This is a genomic window from Haloferax chudinovii, assembly GCF_042663345.1.
Classification (GTDB): domain Archaea; phylum Halobacteriota; class Halobacteria; order Halobacteriales; family Haloferacaceae; genus Haloferax; species Haloferax chudinovii.
Map to the genome: position 1 here is coordinate 49823 of NZ_JBHTAB010000012.1, position 17485 is coordinate 67307.

Sequence of the window (17485 nt, forward strand, 5' to 3'; positions counted from 1 at the left end):
AGTATAGTACGAGCGGTGAGATTGCTCTGAGTGATGAACGGTACGGACTGGTTCCCACGACGGCAGTCTCCGATCTGTTGCCATCTCCGCACTCAGGGAGGAGCATACTGAATGAGGGTGACAGACGCGCGATTCCTGTTTTTCCAGTTGAACATCTGGCTGTGTTTGCTCTCGGCCGCGATGGTCGCGGTCTCGGGGCTAGCGATGGGTGTCGACCCCCGCTCAATCGGGAGCGGGCTCCTGCTCGCGCCGCTCCTGTTTTATTTCATATACGTCGAAGACCGACGCGGGGGGACAGCCGAAGACGAGATAAACCAACCGCACCGGACGAAGCTCGTACGACGGTACCAGCGGGGACTGTTCGCGACGGAACTGCTCGCGTTAGTCGGTTACGAACTGGTGGTCTGTCTGCTGGTGTTTCAGACGAGAACCGCGAGTGTCAGCGACTTACTGTTCGCCCAGATTCCCCTCATCGTACTCGGGAGCTACGGGTGGCTGAAGCGCTATCCGACGCTCGATTCCATCGGCGTCGGATTTACCTGGGCGTTCGTGGCCGTCTTTTCGGTCGTCGCGGCGACACACCAACAGTATTCGCTCGACGCCGCGACGGTCTTCTTCGGATGGTTTCTGATTACCGCCGCCGGAGTCGAGTCCCGCAACATCCAAGATATATCCGGAGACACACACGCGAATAAAACCACGCTCGCGGCCTACTTAGGACCCCGAACGGCGTCGGGGTTCGTTCGACTCCTGAAAGCGGGTGGCGTGGCCGTGTTCTGGGCCGTTTCCGGGCCGCTCGTCGCTGGCCTCGTCGTCTGTTACTTGCTTGCGCTCTCGGTGTTCCGTCATCTCACGCGACGACACAGGCGGGGCCCGTCGTCTGAGACGAGCCAGAACTCCGCCCACGGGTGACGCGATGCGACGTGACGTGACGTGACGCGCCGTGACATCGCAGGGTTCCGCGTTGCGGCGGGTGACTCAGCCTCTCAGCGCGTCGACCGGGCGGTCGTTCGCCGCTTTCCACGCGGGGTAGACCCCACTCAGGATGCTCGCGACGACGGCGAAGCCGAACCCGTACACCAGATACTGGGCACCGCTCCACTGCAACGCCCCGAGTGGGTCTCCTGTAATCATCTGGAAGATGACGAGCCCCGCGGCAAGCGAGAGGAGCACGCCGATGAGCCCTCCGAGTGTGCCCATCAAGGCGGCCTCCGTCAGAATCATCCGTAGGACTTCGGAGCGCCGAATCCCGACCGCACGGAGGACGCCGATTTCGCCGCGGCGTTCGACCGTACTCATCAGCATCACGTTGAGGATGGCGACGCTCGCGACGACAAGCGAGATGCCGCCGATTGCCAGCAAGGCGAGCGAAAGCGTCTCCAAGAACCCCCCGACTTGGCCTGCGTTCCCGAACGTGTTGATGCTGAGTTGCTCTTCGTCTTCGGTGTTGAAGTACTGGTCTAACTCCCCGCCGATCTCTGTCGCAGTCGAGCTATCCGCGGCGACGATGGTCACGGTATCGTAGTGGTTCTGCTCGGAGAGGGCGGACTCGGGTAACACGAGTTCGCCGCCGCCGAAGCCGAACGCGTTTTCTTCCTCGATTAACCCCTGTACGCGGTACAGTTGGCCGTCGTACTCGACGGGGTCACCCTCCTCGATGCCGAGGGTAGTCGCGGTGCTGTTGCTGAGTAGCGCGCCGCTCAACAATCGGGAGGGCGCTTCGCCCGAAGTGAGGTTGTACAGTGCGGCCGCGTTCGTGACCCCGGTGACGCTCACCCGCACCTCCTGTCCATTTCGCGACGAGACCGACGTCGAGTTCGTCTTCTGGGGGACCACCTCCGCGTCGGTCACCAGATTCCGCATCGTATCGACCTGGTCGTCGGTCACGCCGTCCGTGTCGCTGTCCTGACCGGACGTGATCGACACCTCGTTGCCGATGCTTCCCAGTTGCGACGTCGCCTGTTGCTGGATTGCGGCTGTCGCCATCCCGAGCGAGCAGATGGAGACCACGCCGATGATGATGCCGAGCGCGGCTAACACCGTCCGCAGTTTGTTCCGGCCGAGGTTCCGCCACGCCATCTGGACGCTGGGGAACCGCCAGAGGAAGTCGACGACGCTCATCGTCCGGACACCTCCGTGACGACGCCGTCGACGAGTCGGACGGTGCTGTCGGTGTACTCCAGCATCTGTTCGTCGTGGGTGACCGCGACAATCGCGACGTTTTCGTCCTCTTTTAACCGAGTCAGCTCGCTCAGAATCGTCTCACCAGTGTCTTGGTCGAGGTTCCCCGTCGGCTCGTCGGCGAGGAGAATGTCCGGCTCGTTGATCAGCGCCCGCGCGATGGCGACGCGCTGTCGCTGTCCGCCCGACAGCTGATCGGGTGTGTGGTCGAGTCGGTCACCGAGCCCCACCCGCTGTAGGAGGTCCTCCGCGCGGTCGTGCCGGTCGACCGAGGTGTCCCACATCGAGGGGAGCTCGACGTTTTCGGTCGCGGTCAGCATCGGCAACAGGTGAAAGTCCTGAAACACGAACCCGATACCGGACCGCCGCTCTTCGGTCAGTTCGTCCTCGGAGAAGTCGGTCACGTTGCGACCGTCGAGGTGGACCGTCCCCGCTGTCGGCGTGTCGAGCAACCCGATCATGTTCAGCATGGTACTTTTGCCGGAGCCCGACGGCCCGATGATCGTCACCATCTCACCGCGGTCGGCTTGGAAGTCGACGTGGTCGAGCGCGGCGATGACCTCCTCGCCGTTCTGGTAGCGTTTCACGACGTCAGTGAGTTCGATGACACTCATGCTAGTGCTGGCGCCAGCGATAGATGCCCACCCCGCCGAGTACGACGACCACCAGCACGCCCCCGATAACGGGCACCGGAAGCTGGGACCCACCCGACGACGACTCGTTCGAACCCGGACCCTGGTTGGACTGGGGACCGTCAGCGACGGCCGCGGTGCCACCCGCATCGAGTGGTACCTCCTGTGTCGTCGTCACGCGGTCGCCGTCGACGATGTAGGACACCTCGATGGGGACGGTAGTCGGCTCGCCGCTGAACTGTGCGGTCAGGTCGAACGTGGCGAACTCGCTCGCCTCCACGCGCCCGACGAAGTAGCCGCCGGACGGCGAGCCGTGGGACACGTTTGCCGTCTCTTTGACAGTCAGCAAGACCGAGCTCGCGTCCGTGTTCCCGATGTTCGCGGCGTCGCCCTGTATCGTCACGGAGCCGGCGCTTCGCGTGGTCTCGATGCTCGTCAGTTGTATCTCGCCGGGGACCGAGTCGTCGTCGAGCTCCTTCGACAGCGAGGTCGTGTACGTCTCGCCGTCGACGGTGTACGTCGCGGTGAACAGCACGACCTGGTCGCTCATATCGGCGGTGTCGAACACGACAGAGCGGTTCGTGTCCGGGTCGAGGTTCGAAGTGTACCGCCGGGCGACCTCGGAGTCGTTTACTGACGCGACGATTTCGACGCCTGAGAGGTTCGTATTCCCGTAGTTGGTCAGCTCCACGTTGACACTGTCGTTCGTCTGCTCGGTCACGGAGAGTCCGGCCCGCACGTCTCGTTCTTCGACCTCCACGATGACCGGGTACTCGACGTTGATGACGTTCCCGTTTTCGTGGCGGCCGGACACATGAACCGTGAGCTGTTTCTCCCCGGGGCTCGTGAACGTGGTGGACAGCGGCACGTCGACGGAGCCACCCGGCCCGAGCGTTCCGAGCTTGTTCGCTTCGGCGACGATGCTACCGCCCGAACGGAGCGTGACCTCTCTGAGGTTCACGCCGCCGGAACTGCTCTCGAAGTTCGAGACGGTCGCACGAACCGTGACCGACTCACCGACGTACGGCTCACTCGGCTCGACTGTCGTCGAGTTGACCACGATTTGCCCCGACTGGGCGCTCACTGCCGAGGGACCGCCGACGAGGATGCTCGTGACGGCCAACAGTGCGACTGCCCCCGCGATAGCGGGGCGAACACCACGACTCTCCGTCATGTGCCCGACCCGGACGCCACAGTCGTTTGACGACCGCTGTCGGTTCGCTCGCCGAGCCGAACCGACCGCATCAGCGGTGTCTGCTTCTTGGGGGGCCGATCGATCAGTGGGACCATCTGGTTGCGTCGCTCCATTTCTACAGCACAAATCAGAGAGCCAAGAATAAATGAGTCTTTTCACTATTTAGACCCAAATCACCCATCCATACCGTCGCAGTCGTGGGTCTGACGCCCGTTTGTCGGCTTCAGCACGCCGCCGACGTGTCGCGAAAAGACAGACGCTCGAACAGACGCCCCGACGAGACGTCAGGTCCGCGTCGCGACGAGATACGCGATGGCGGTGAGTCCCACCCAGACCGCCCCGGCAACGCCGGCGACGAACACGAGCCGCGTCGACCCGAGGACCCCGGCGACGAGCCAGACCAGAACCCCGACCCCGGCGAGTAGCTGGACGAACAGTCCGCGCACGGGAACGGACTGGCTTCGAACCGTCCGAACCATTCCGTAGCCGCCGAAAAAGAGCGCAGACAGGAAACAGCCACCGCCGAGGACACCCCACGCGGAGAGCAGGCCAGTCCCGGAGCCCCGCTCACCCTCGGACGGGGCCGCGCTCTCGACGGAACTCGACGACTCCGAGACGGTCGCCGGCCCGGGGCGAACCCGTGCCGTCGCGGATTCGTTGCTGTCGATTCCGAGACCGTCTTCGACGGCGAGTTCCACCGTAAGCGTCTCGTTCGGCATCCGGAGGCTGAGTCCGGCGCGCTCCCGCGTCGCGTGGCTCGTCCCGTTAACGACGAAATGGTACTCCGAGACCGTCCCGTTTTCCACCGTGCTTTCGGCCCCCGTGAGTTGGATTCGACTCCCCGGGGCCGCCGTCGACGGCGTACTGAGCCGCGGGGTGGGCCGTCGGTACCGTTGCCCAATCGGGGCGTCCGCGACCGGGATGAAGTCGACCCAGCCGCTGGTAATCGTGATTTCGTCGCCGTCGCCTTCCGGCAGGATAGAAGCGTGATACGGCCCGCTCGCGGCCCCCCAGTAGTTCGACTCCGCGTTGACGGTCCGTATCGAGTCGGTGACGAGTCGCGCCGTCGCGTTCGCCGTGACGAGCCGGGAGATGTTGATCTCCATCCCGGTGTCGTGGCCGTAGACGTCGTTGTGAGCGACTCGGTAGCGGTCGGGAGTCGTCTCGGCGTAGGAGAGTTCGACACCCGTCGGAAGCGTGTCATCAACGCGGCGGATATCGACTGCACCCTCCGTCGTCGAGCGGACGTGGCTTACCCCATCGGTACGAAGGACAGCAACCGTATCGCCCCAGAGCCTCGTAATCTCGATCTGTTGCTGGAGTTTCGGGTTCGCAACGAGGTCCGCAAACGGCGCGTCGTCGTCGTTTCGGTCGAGAATCGCACCGCGGGAGCCCTCCGCGATATAGAGTCCGGTTCCGGGGGCGACGCCGTCGAGTGCCGGCGGTTGGACGTGCGTGTTCGTGTTGAACACGATGTCGTTGTCCCGAACCGTCGCGTTTAGGGTGCCGCGGGACACGAGTCCGTAGCCGTTCGCGGCGATAACGTTGTCCGACACGGTGAGGTGCCCGTTGTGAGTGAGCGGACTGGAGACGAGGACCCCGGCACCGCCGTTGTTCGCGAGGCGGTTCCCCGCGACGGTAACGCGGTGCACGAGGAGGTCCGAGCGCACCGTCAGTGCGTGGCCGCGGTTGTCGACAATCGCGTTGTCGGTCGCGACGAAATCACGGGCCAATGCGCGCACGGACACGTCGAGGCCGTCGCCGCCGTTCTCGGCGATTCGGTTTCGAGACAGCGTGACGTTTCGAACCACGTGGCTGTTGATCGCGACCCCGTCCTCACCGTTGTTGAGAACTCGGTTCCCGGTCACCCGACCGCTCCTGATCGCCCAGTTGGAGAGCGCGACCCCGTGTGCTCCATTTCCGCTGATGACGTTGTCCGTGAGCCACAGTTCGCCCTCGCTCGTTTCGGACTGGATTTCGAGCCCGTTGCGGTCGTTGTCGACCAACTCGTTCCCGCGGAGCGTCACTCGCGTGATGCCACGGACACGCCGCTCGGACTGTCGAACGCGAATCCCCGTCGTCGAGCGCGAAATCCGGTTTCCGGTCGCGACCAACGTCGTCTGCGTCCGCGTCTCGACGTGGATACCCGCGTCGCCGGTGTGCATTCGATTCCCACGGAAACTGCCTTCGCTTTGGGCGGCCCGTATCGCCACACCGTCTCCCCGAACGTCGGTGAACTGAGTGTCGCTGACCCGAATCCCGGTGGCGATATCCGCGGCGGCGAACAGCCCCGCGCCGTCGATCTCCTCGAACTCGGAGTCGCTGACGGTGATTCCCCGGACGCGCGTGAGGTCGGTCGGCGGCGTGTACGCGAACGGCGTCGTCTCCGCGCCGACGACGTACATCGCATGGACCCCGTCGGATAACTGTGGAATCCGGCGGTCGAGCAGACTGACCCCGACGGGGTACACCCCCCGCGTCCGCGGGTTCACGACCCCATCGAACTCGACGACGAGTCGGTCCCGGCTCGATACGTACGTCGAGTGCGAGAGCGAGATTTCCACGTGACGCCCGCTGACCGACACGTTCGAGACGGTATCGTTGAACGACTGGTCGATCTCTCCGTCGTTGTCGGTATCGAGGCCGATTCGAGCGAGCGACTCAGTCTCGATGTCGGCTACCGAGCGCTCGGTCGGATATCGTAACCGAATCGTCTCCATCGAGACGCCGACGCCGGGGGCGAGGGTGAGCGTGTGCCGTGCGGTCCGATTCCGGCGTCGGTCCGTCGAGTCGAGTTCGACCTCCTCGACGGCCCCGATCGACGGGCTCGCGCGAATCGCGTGGCCGCCGATCTCGGAAAGCGTCGACCGCGTTATCGTCACCGGGGGCGTCGTCGTGCCGTTCGCGGAGAGCCCGGCCACAGAAAAGTTTTGCAGACGCGAATCGGTGATGGTGACTGCACCTTCCCCGCTCGTGGTCGTAATCCCGCTTCGACCACCTCGTACCGTCGTATTTCGCAACGAAAGCGTCGACGACTCGGAGCCGTTGTACCGAATCGTCTCCCATCTAAGGTCCCCTGAACTCGCACTCTGCGTAATCAGCACCGGCCGCGTTTCGGTGCCGGTGGCGCGCAACGACCCCCGGACCGTGAGCGAGACACCCTCTGCGAGTTGAACCTCCGTGCCGGGGCGGATAGTGAGCGTCGCGCCGGGGTCGACAGCGACACTCCGGATGAGGCGATAGGGACCGTCGTCTTCGGTCCACGTCGTGTCCGACTGAATCGGTGATTCGACGAACGTGACCCCAGAGGGTGCCGCCATGGCCGACGCGCTCAACATGGGGGCGAAAAGCGTACAGACGACGACGAGCGCCACAGCCCACGGGATCAGTTTGTTAGTCACCACGTTTGTCTTACACCCTGATAGGTCAGGATACGGATTTAGTTTTCCCTTCCCTGAGTATCCGTCGCCGGTTCGAGGCCGATACCGCTACCGCGACGATTGGTATCTATCAGGATATAAAATAAATCTTATAGAACGACCGTTCGATAGAGTTTTACACCTCAACGAGTCACATCTCAGGTGTGAAATCGAACGTCGGAGACAGTGAAGATTCGGTCGGTCAATCGACGAGTCGGCAGTTAGACAACTAACACAAATTACCAAGATGGTACGGAACAAATCAGCGATACTCCTTTGTGTACTAGTAGTAACGTCAATCGCGGCCGTCCCCGTGTCGGCCGAGAGTTCGGTGTACGGCAATCCGGAACTCTCGCTAAGCGTGTCGGATAACACCTACAGGTCAAGTGAATCCGCGACGCTGTCGATTGTCGCAAGTAACAACGGACGGCTCGAACAGGGAGGGCCAGCGCAGTACGAACAGGAGGTTCAGGCCGCACAGAGCGTCCAGATGGAGGTTCTCGAAGACCAGATCGACGCGCCGATCGACGTGAAAACGGGGACCGTGACGGCGGGCGAAATCCCGGATTCGGGAACCGCTCGATTCGATTTCAACGTCGAGATTGGTGCCGCCGAGCCGGGAACCTACGAGATTCCCGTCGAAGTACAGTACAAGTACGTCCGGATGGTCACGTACGGCGACGTCGATGGCCCGGAATACGTGTGGCGGACGGTCACGAAAGAGAAGTCGGTGACGGTCGAGGTCGAAGACCGTCCGCAGTTCGAGGTCGTGAACGACGACAATAACGCGGTGTTCGCCGGTGACACCGGTCAGCTTTCGTTCACGCTCGAAAACACGGGGACGCGAACCGCCACGTCGTCGTCGGTCCAACTCACGACGCAGTCGCCGACAGTCTTCTTCGGAACGACGCAGAACCCGCAGTCGTCGACGAGCCTGTACGTTCCGTCGCTCCAGCCGGGTGAACAGACGAACCTCTCTGTCCAAGTCGGTGCGGCGGGGGAAACCCGAGCCGGGTCGTACCCCATCAACCTCGCCGTGTCGTACGAGAACCAAAACGGTGTTAGCGAGACCTCGGACACGCTAACGACCGGAGTCACGGTCAACCCCGAGCGAACGTTCGAAATCAGAGACATCGAGACGAAACGCTTCAGGGTCGACGAAGGAGAGGCGAAGATCGACGCGCAGGTCGTGAACACGGGCAGTGGGTCCGTGAGCAACGTCGCCGTCCGTATCGGCAACACAGCCGTTGTGACGCCGACGAACGGCGAGTCCGCAATCGGTGACCTCGAACCGGGCGAGTCCCAACCGGTCTCGTTTACCGTCTCGATTCCGGCGAGCGCCGAGCCGGGGACGAACACGTTCCCGTTCATCGTCGAATACGAGAACCAAGACGGCGACGTGAGAACGACGCCGTCGCCGATTCGCAAGTCGATATCGATCGGGGCCGAAAAGGACCCGTTTACCGTCACGAACGTCAGCACGACCGTCTCGCCGGGGGCAACCAAGACAGTGGACGTCGAGGTGCAGTACAACGGTGAAGAGCCGGTCTCGGCGGCCAACGCCAAGCTCTTCGTGAGCGACCCGATTTCGACGTCCGACGACGGCGCGTATCTCGGGGAGATGCAACCGGGAGAGACGAAGACGGCGACGTTCACCGTCAGCGCCGCCTCGGGAGCGATCGTCAAAGCCTACGACGCCTCGGTCGAGGTCCGGTACGACGAGGCCGACGGCGACACGAAATACACTGACGGACTGCCGGTCGGCATCGCCCTGTCCCCGTCGAGCGGTGGCCTCCCGATTCCGATGTCGGCCATCGGGGTCCTCGCACTGCTCGGAGTCGGAGCGATAGCCGTCGTCTACCGCCGCCGATGACGGATTATGGACGGAACAAAGAGTAACCATGGATAAGCTACGCGAGGTATTCAGGTCGGTCGGCCAGCAGGTCCAACAGCGACCGGTCGCGGTGCTCCTCCTCGCAGTCCTGCTGATCTTCACCGCGTTCGGCGGTGCCGCACAGATCACGAGCGTTACTGGCGACGCCGCGTTCGTCGCGGACAACCCGACGTACAACGCCTTTTCGGAGTCGTTCGACCGAGGAAGCATCGCCGTCCTCGTGCGGGGGGATATCACGGAGCCGCAGACGCTCCACGCGATAGACCGCGTCGACCGGGAGATGTCGACGAAGGCGAACGTCCATACCGTAACGAGCCCGGCAGATCAGGTCCGACAAGAGTACGGGCGAATCCCCGACTCGGAGGCGAAGATTCGGGACGTGATCGGGTCACCGGATTACACCGTCGTCCAGATTGTCTTCGATACGGGGCTCTCTCAGCAAGACGAACGGCCCATCTACACGCAAGCCGTAGCGGCGACTGACTGGGCTGAGTTCCCTGCCGGAACGACAGTGACCGTTACTGGCAGTGCCGCGTTCTCTGCACAGCTCTCGACGCTCATTCAGCAGAGCACACAGCAGTTGCTCGGGCTCGCAATCGGGCTCATGGTCGTGGCGCTGTTCTTCCTGTTCCGCGGCGTCCGCCTCCGCCTCCTCCCAATCGTCGCCGTCTTCGTCGGCGTTATCTACACCTTCGGGGCGATTGGGTACGCGGGGGTCCCAAACTCGACGATGACCAGCGCGGTCTTCCCGATCTTGATCGGACTGGGTATCGACTACTCCGTCCAGTTCCACGAGCGGTACGAGGAGGAACTCGAGAGCCATCCGCCGCGGGAGGCACTTCCGCAAGCGCTGGGCGGAATCGGCCCACCCGTCTTCATCGCCATGCTCGCCGCCGCCTTAGGGTTCGGAGCGACGTGGGTGTCGACGTCGTCCCCGTCTATCATCTGGTTCGCTCAGACATCGATCTTCGGCGTGCTTCTCACGTTCGCCGCGGGGATCGTCGTCCTCCTCCCGATTCTCACCCTCTGGGTTCGCCGCCGGGGCGACTCGACGGAGGAAACGCCGGACGAAGCTGACGCCCCGCCGACGGACACGGCGGCGCAGTCCCAACACGACTCAGATCGGGTCGGCCTCGTTGGACAACTGCTCGGCCGTTCGGCCCGGCTACTCGCAAGTCACCCAGCGCTCGTCCTCGGCATCGCGCTGTTGATCGCTGTTGTGGGCTTTCAGGCTAGCGGGTCGCTCGACACGCTCGCGGATACGGAAGGGTTCATCCCGCAGGACCTCCCGGCGTATATCGATCTCCAGCAGTTCCGCTCCGTGACCGGAGGCGGCTCAAGCACGAGTTACGACGTCCTCGTGAGCGGCACGCACCTCAAACACCCGACGACGTTGCAGTGGATGCTCGACTTCGAGCACATCGCGACACAGACCCCGCTCGTCCAAGGCGTCGATTCGCCGGCGACGCTGGTCAAGCAGTACAACGGGGGGCAACTCCCGCGTACCGAGGGCGGCGTCAAGCGCGTGCTCGAAACCGTGCCGGAGACACAGAGACTACAGTATTACAACGACGGACGCGCACATATCACGGTCTACTCCGCACAGGACATGAGCACCCAGCAGGCGCTGTCGTTCCTGCAGAACACGCGGGAGTCAATCGCGTACAGTAGCCCGCCGCCCGGAGTGACGGCGGAGGTCACGGGCACCGCCGCGATTTCGACGCCCTCCATCGTGGAGCAGATCAACTCACGAAACGTGACGACCGGACTGGGAGTCCTGTTCGTGTTTATCCTGCTCCTCCTGTACTATCGCAATCTGGTGAAGGCCGTCGCCCCGCTCATTCCGATGGTGTTCGTCATCGGCTGGCAGAACATCTACATGTATCTGCTGAACATCCCGGTCTCTCCGCTCGGCGCGAGTCTCGGCGCGATGACTGTCGGGATCGGCGCAGAGTACACCATCATCGTGATGGACCGGTATTACGAAGAGAAACAACAGGCGGGCGTCAGTCGACTCGACGCCGTCCAGACGGCGGCCACGCGGGTCGGGAAGGCAATCAGCGTGTCGGGAATGACGACTGTGTTCGGCTTTTCGGCGCTGGTGTTGTCGCCGTTCCCGATTCTCAGTGGGTTCGGGTTCCTGACCGTCGGCGTCGTGTTCCTGACGCTCATCGCGTCGCTGGCGACGCTTCCCCCGACGCTCGTCCTCTTGGACTCGATCGCCGAGCGCGTGACCGCCATCCGCTCCTCCGAAGGGTAACCGCCACCCGCTTTTCTGTACACCCCCCGCGCTAACGCGCGAGGGGTCCGCCGTCGGAGTCGATGACCGACTCCCGGAGGCGGAGGCAACCCACGGGGGAGACAGCGTCAGACCCACCGGGGTTCTGCGATGCTCTCTCGGTCACACGCCGAGGGACTCGCCCCACGAAACCGTCGAAATCAGGTTTCTGACAACCTCGACGAGCGTGCCGATGAGTCCGTCCGACGAGGACTCCGACGGGACGCTGGGTAACGGCGTGTTCGTTCGCACCGACCCGGCTGGGGTCGTCGTCGACGCGGCCGGTTCCTCGGCCGTTGCGTTCGGCTGTGCGACCTGAACCGTCTCGATATGCTCTCTCCCGGTCGAATCGGTTGCGCGGACCCGGATACGTGCCGGATACCCGTCCAGTTGGAGCGTTTCGTTGATGGTAACGTCGCTGGTTACGCCCCCGCCGTAAATCTGCGCTAAATCGATGGTGTTGCCGGCCGGTCCGACCGTCTCAGCGTACACGCTGGTAACGCGGCCATCGTACACGCGGCCTTCGACGTGGACGCGGTCATCGCTGACCTGAATCGTGTCCGGTCGGAGTTCGATAGCCGGGCGCACGAGCTGTGTGACGTTCACCTCGAGTTCGCGTGTCGTCGCGTTCTCGGTGCCGTCGTCCGCAACGATGGTTATGTTTCGACTGTCCCCCGTGAGTGGTATGGTCTTCGTGAACGTGTGTTCGATTGGCCGTGAGCCGATTGGCTTCGGCTGAATCTCGTAGTTCAACCCCGAGCCGTCCGCCGACCCTCGACGAACGCCGATCGAACGGATGCCAACCGCGTCCGACACCCGGATTGTCAACCGAACTGCGGAGCGCGTTTTGATTAGGCTCTGATTGAGTATCTCAATCGACGGCGGTGTCTCGTCCATAACGTAGAGGTTGACGTCGTAGTGGCGGCGGTGGCCGCGCGAATCGAGCACTGACACCGTGAGACTGTTTTGGCCAGCACCTACGCGCTCGTCGAACGGCCCCAGCCGAAGCGGTCTGGAAATCGACCCGTTCGGATCGTCGATTACGATGTGTTTTCGAAAGCCCCAGGGTGCATCGACACCCTGACCGTGATAGCGCAGTTCGATCGACACCTGCTCGACGTCCGAGTGGTCGTAGAGCGTCCCATCGAGGCTAATTCGAGACCGATTTATCGTATAGTTGGTCTCGGGACGGTCATAGATACTGGTGTTGCCCGTCCGGAATGGCGACGTGAACACTATCGCCGGGGCAATCGAGTCTTCGATTACCGTTACCCGTCGAGTCGTAGTGCTCCCGTTTTCCGTTACGAGGACCTCCAGGGCGTGTTCACCAGCGGTCATCTCGAGCGCTGCCGTTTCCCGAACCGCGGTGCTGTTCGGGGTGTAGATTCGCCTGCTGTCTCCATCCACGCGGACGACGAGCAACTCGATCGCGGCCGACCCGTTCGCTCGAACCGTGAGTTCGGGGTTGTCGCCCGTCGTAACCGTGTCACCGTCGGCAACAGTCCGGTTCTCGAGTACCAGTGTCAGGTTCGGCGCTGAGCGGTCGGTCGAGTTGTTCCGTTCGACCTGCTGGTGTGTGCCCGGGACGTCGATAGCCGCGTCTCCGGGTGTCGTTGATGGCTCCGCCGCGGCGCTTACCCCTGCAGTAAAAGAGAGCATCAGCAGAACTGCGGCCGCCCAACCCACGTGCTTGGAGTCCATGTTCGAATACACTAGCCAGTGAGCGTTTCGAAGATAAATCTACAGACCCAGCTATCATCATTGAAATTCGGAGCGGACCAACAGGGTGGCTCCAAGGATACGGGCCAATACGGTCCCGAGATCGGGAGCCACCAACCCAAGATGGAGTGTTACTGGCTTGTCGTTGCGAGTAAGCAAATCGGTGTACGATACCCGCGTTACGGCCGTCAAACAGCCGGCCAATGACACGCCCAGTTGGATCGATCCGATGACTGCCCATACAGAGGCTGGCTCGACGCCAACCTTTGTTCTTCTCAGAGCTATCGATACTAATCTATTTCGATCCCAGTCGGTTCCCACGCAGTCCTCGCTTCGTTGCGATACGGCTCGGTCTCGTGGGAGCCACCCAGCCCCGCCGTTCCAGTGGATCGACACCGTTCGTATCTCCATTGCGCATCCACCCGGCGAACGGTCGAGACCAAGGGAGACAAGTACCCAAACCGCTACCTCTCTCCGAGAGGAACTCTACTCATGGACAACAGCGAAGCGATCGATGCGCTCATCGAGCTCGGTCTGTCTACGTATGAAGCTCGGGTGTTTACTGCGCTTATCGAACTCGGAGAGGGGACGGCGCGCGAAGTTGCGAAGACGTCGGACGTCCCCCGGTCACAGGTGTATACGACGGCCAAAGAACTGCAGTCACGGGGGTTCATTAGCGTCCAACAGGCGAATCCACAGGTGTTCCAGCCGATATCGCTGTCCGAGGTCGAGTCGCAACTCAGTCGCGAATTCGCGTCCAAGCGTGACACGGCGTTCGACCGGCTCAAGACGCTCGAACGGCAGACTGCTCCGGTGGCTGAACAGAGTGAAGACGTGTGGACGATTACGGGCACACCGGCGATTATCGGCCGGGCCAGTCAGCTCATCGACGAAGCCGAAACGCGTGTGATCTACGGTGCCGAGAACCTCGCGCAACCGGATGCCGAACTACAGAGTACAGTCCGCTCGTGCTGTTCGCGCGACGTCTCAGTACACCTGCTTCAGAATAGCGACCAAGCGATTTCGGACCAGTGGCGAGAGAACGAGTGCGTGTCCGTCGCGTCGATTCCACCGCAACAGTCCAAAGGTGACTACGCAGTTCGTTTGTTACTCGTCGATTCGGATAGTTTCCTACTGAGTGTCCGTAGCAATCGATCGGCACCCGAAATCGCGATTTGGAGCGCAAACACGACGTTTGCCGAGGCGTTCTCACAGCTCCTCACGAGCAGTCTCCCCGTTACCGAGTGAGATAATCCGTCTATCCTGCCGACTCGCTTAGGATGACGGCGTTCGCTGTTTGAAGCTGTCGTTAGCAGTCCCCGAGTTCTGACTGCGACCCAGAAATTCGTGACTACCGGGCGTGCTAGTTTCCACGACATGCCTTCCAGACAGGTGCGACGAACACACCAGCTACCCGTTTAGAACCGGCTTCGAGACTACGGTTCCACCTCGGCGCTGTCGGCGGCGACTCTTGTTCGTCAGAAGTGTCTCGCGGTTCTGGCTGAGAAAGATGAAAATGAAATAACCGGAACGAATCCGGTTGGTTACTCGTCTGCTGTCGTCACGTCCTCGTCGGAGTGACGAGGGGGGACGGCGGCGTTAGTTCTCGCGGCGGAGAGCGAGAAGTGCCGCGCCGACGAGTGCGACGAGAGCGACTGCGATACCGAAGCCGGGCGTGTTGGAGGACGTGGTGGTCGTCTCCTCAGTCGGTTCGGTGGTGGTCTCAGTCGGCTCTGCGGTCGTCGTTTCAGTGGGTTCGGCCGTGGTCGTCGTCGTGTCCGTTTCGCCCGAGGACGTCGTCGTGGTGTCCTCGCGCTCGGAGACGACTTCGACGTTCACGGTGTCCGTGTTGTCGCCGTCGTCGGCTTCCACGGTGTACGTACCCGTCTCGAAGTCGGTGGTGTCAACGGTGACCATCCACTGGCCGTCGTTGTTCCACTCGTCAGTGTCTTCGAGTGCGACGGACGTGCCGTCTTCACTCGTCACTTCGATGCTGACGGTGTTGTCGTCCGGCTTGAGGTTCGTCGAGCCAGCGATGACCATCGTTTCACCGGTTGCGACGGGGTTGATGCCAGCCGCTTCGGCGGTCTCGGGGTAGATCGAGTCGATGGACGTCGAGGACTCGGCCAGACGGAACGTCTCGGTGACGATCAGGTCGTCGCTCGCCGTCTCGTCGACCGTTTCGGAGGCGATGAGCTCGTTGACCTGCTCACCGTTGTTGTTGTTGGCGTCGAGCTGGTCGAGGTAGCCCTGCAGGTCGTTGAGGGTTGCGCCATTGTTCGGACCAGTCGGGAGCGAGCCGTCACCGACGGCGGCGTCGCGACCGACCGAGAGGATGTGGGCGGTGACCTGGCCCTGCGTGAGGCCGACATCGATGTCGTCCTCTTCGAAGGTACCGTCGCTTTCAACGCTCACGGACTGGTAGTTGACGTTCCCGCGCTCGTCGACGAAGATGACGAGGACGGACTCGGCACCGGTGGCGGTACCGTTAACGTCGGTCGTGCCGGAGTCGACAGGCGCGACCTGACCGTTGATCGTGGTGAACTGACCCGAGAGGGCCTGATCGGTTACACGGAGCGAGTTACTGCCGCTCACACCGCTCGTGAATTCGGACGTCGTGAGACTGTCGTCGACGGTACCGTCGCCGCCAACGTCAGCGTCCTCTGCGTCGATGACACCGATGCGGTAGGTACCCGTCAGCGACAGGATGCTGCTACCGTCGCCGGGGAGGTTCGAGAGCGCAACGTCTTCCTCTTCGAACGTGTCGTCGGAGTCGACGCTAATCGTGTTGTCGCCGCCGACTTCGAGGAGCTGCCAGTCGCCATCGTCGCGGACGTAGATCGCGACGTCGTCGGAGCTGGTAGCCGTCCCGTTAATGTCGACTTCCGAGCCAACGACGTACTGACCGGTCGGGCTCGAAAGGGATGCACCGCCTTCCTCGACGGTGAGCGTGATGTCGTTCAGCGAATCGAAGTCGCCGCTGGCAGCTTCGGTCGCGTTCACGCCAACGTCGTACACTTCAATGTCGATGTCGCTGTCGTCGAGGTACTGCGTTTCGATGCCACCAACGGCGCTCGCGCCGTCGATTTCGACGACTGCGTACGCGATGCTCGCGTTGTCAGCCGTTGCGTCTTCCGACGTATCTTCGTTCGCGATGCCGACTTCTTCGGTGTCGCCGATGTTACGGAAGACGCGCTCGGCCTGGGCCGTCGTGACGTCGTTCCGGAGGTCGTTGGCGTCGATGGCAACAACGTGCTGGTTGCCGTCGATACCGTTCGTGACGGTGTACTGAACGTTAGTACCCTGCGTCACGGACTCGCTGTCGAGTTCGATGCCGACCTCGTCCTGCGACGAGATCGTGAGGCTCAGCGTCTGGGAGGCCTGACCGAAGTCGAGGTCCTCAGCGCCTTCGAGGATGATCGTGTACTCGCCGGCGTCCTGATCGGACATGTCGAGCTGAGCACCGTTCTGCGTGTCGACCGTGCTGTCGTTGACGACGTCGCTGGAGCTGGTCAGGACCTCGTTGGTGATGTCCGTTCCGCTCGGGTCTTCGACGGTCACTTCGACCTTCTCGGCCGACTCGTAGTTGTAGTCAGCGTTGACGTAGAGTTCGTCAGCGTCGTCCGAGCTGATGGCGGAGCCGGTGACGTCGCCACCGGAGGCCGTCAGGATTTCGCTGTCAGTGATGCGCGGCGCCAGAAGCGTGACGTTGGCCGAACCGCTGGATTCACCGTCAGCGGAGTACGTGCCAAGCGGCTGGTCGTCCGAGCTCTGCGGGATGGGCGAGGTAAGGTCAAGGGAGATACCTTCCGCGTTGCCCGAGACACCCGTCAGAAGCGGGTTCGAGTCACCGAGACCGGCGTCGGTGTCGATTTCTTCACCGAGGAAGACGCGGTCTCCGGATGCGATTGTCTTGTTATACCTTTCGTTGTCAGCGTTGAGATCTCCACGCTCCGCGGCGGCACTTCCCGTAAACGCGATGGCTCCCGCAAAGACGGAGGTTACCATCAGCGCGGCGAGAAGTATCGCACGCGTTTGATTTTTGATCGTTGTCATAGTGTACTTGTAGCGCCAGTATTTTCCGCGCAGTTTCGCTATAACGCGGATCCCTACTAGCGGGGGATGGGCAGGGGTACGGTAGAACCATATAAGCGGCCTTGGTAAATG

The 17485-nt window shown here is 62.4% G+C and carries 10 protein-coding genes; 4 read left to right on the forward strand and 6 right to left on the reverse strand.

Features of this window, described 5'->3' with window-relative positions; genetic code table 11:
• Positions 1-111: 111 nt before the first annotated feature.
• On the forward strand, positions 112-912 hold the full coding sequence (locus tag ACFQI8_RS17395) for a UbiA family prenyltransferase (RefSeq protein ID WP_390247034.1): 801 nt from the start codon (positions 112-114) through the stop codon (positions 910-912).
• A gap of 66 nt (positions 913-978) precedes the next feature.
• Here the strand turns inward: ACFQI8_RS17395 and ACFQI8_RS17400 are convergent, their stop codons facing one another.
• The 4 genes from ACFQI8_RS17400 to ACFQI8_RS17415 form a co-directional block, all read right to left on the reverse strand.
• A complete protein-coding gene (locus tag ACFQI8_RS17400; RefSeq protein WP_390247036.1) occupies positions 979-2121 on the reverse strand; it encodes an ABC transporter permease in 1143 nt (380 codons plus the stop codon).
• Positions 2118-2795 carry an ABC transporter ATP-binding protein gene (locus ACFQI8_RS17405; protein WP_390247038.1) on the reverse strand — a complete coding sequence of 226 codons (678 nt, stop codon included), beginning with the start codon at positions 2793-2795 and terminating at the stop codon, positions 2118-2120. The genes ACFQI8_RS17400 and ACFQI8_RS17405 overlap by 4 nt, the downstream gene beginning before the upstream one ends.
• 1 nt (position 2796) lies before the next feature.
• Positions 2797-3987 (reverse strand): CARDB domain-containing protein, encoded by a 1191-nt coding sequence (locus ACFQI8_RS17410; protein ID WP_390247040.1) that lies wholly within the window; start codon positions 3985-3987, stop codon positions 2797-2799.
• 305 nt (positions 3988-4292) lie between these two features.
• Positions 4293-7346 carry a right-handed parallel beta-helix repeat-containing protein gene (locus tag ACFQI8_RS17415; protein WP_390247122.1) on the reverse strand — a complete coding sequence of 1018 codons (3054 nt, stop codon included), beginning with the start codon at positions 7344-7346 and terminating at the stop codon, positions 4293-4295.
• A gap of 394 nt (positions 7347-7740) precedes the next feature.
• On the opposite strand from ACFQI8_RS17415, the gene ACFQI8_RS17420 reads away from it, so the two are divergent.
• Both ACFQI8_RS17420 and ACFQI8_RS17425 read left to right on the forward strand, forming a co-directional pair.
• Positions 7741-9300: a COG1361 S-layer family protein gene (locus ACFQI8_RS17420; protein ID WP_390247042.1), complete on the forward strand. Its 1560-nt coding sequence runs from the start codon at positions 7741-7743 to the stop codon at positions 9298-9300.
• Between the two features lie 28 nt (positions 9301-9328).
• The gene (locus tag ACFQI8_RS17425) at positions 9329-11581 is read left to right on the forward strand and encodes an efflux RND transporter permease subunit (RefSeq protein WP_390247044.1); all 2253 of its coding nucleotides are present in this window, start codon (positions 9329-9331) and stop codon (positions 11579-11581) included.
• Between the two features lie 141 nt (positions 11582-11722).
• Here ACFQI8_RS17425 and ACFQI8_RS17430 read toward each other — a convergent pair whose 3' ends face one another.
• Positions 11723-13300, reverse strand: a complete 1578-nt coding sequence (locus ACFQI8_RS17430; protein WP_390247045.1) for a hypothetical protein — start codon at positions 13298-13300, stop codon at positions 11723-11725.
• A gap of 510 nt (positions 13301-13810) precedes the next feature.
• On the opposite strand from ACFQI8_RS17430, the gene ACFQI8_RS17435 reads away from it, so the two are divergent.
• The gene (locus tag ACFQI8_RS17435; protein WP_390247047.1) at positions 13811-14566 is read left to right on the forward strand and encodes a TrmB family transcriptional regulator; all 756 of its coding nucleotides are present in this window, start codon (positions 13811-13813) and stop codon (positions 14564-14566) included.
• Between the two features lie 351 nt (positions 14567-14917).
• Here ACFQI8_RS17435 and csg read toward each other — a convergent pair whose 3' ends face one another.
• Positions 14918-17374, reverse strand: a complete 2457-nt coding sequence (csg, locus tag ACFQI8_RS17440) for an HVO_2072 family ArtA-dependent S-layer glycoprotein (RefSeq protein WP_390247049.1) — start codon at positions 17372-17374, stop codon at positions 14918-14920.
• Positions 17375-17485 lie beyond the last annotated feature (111 nt).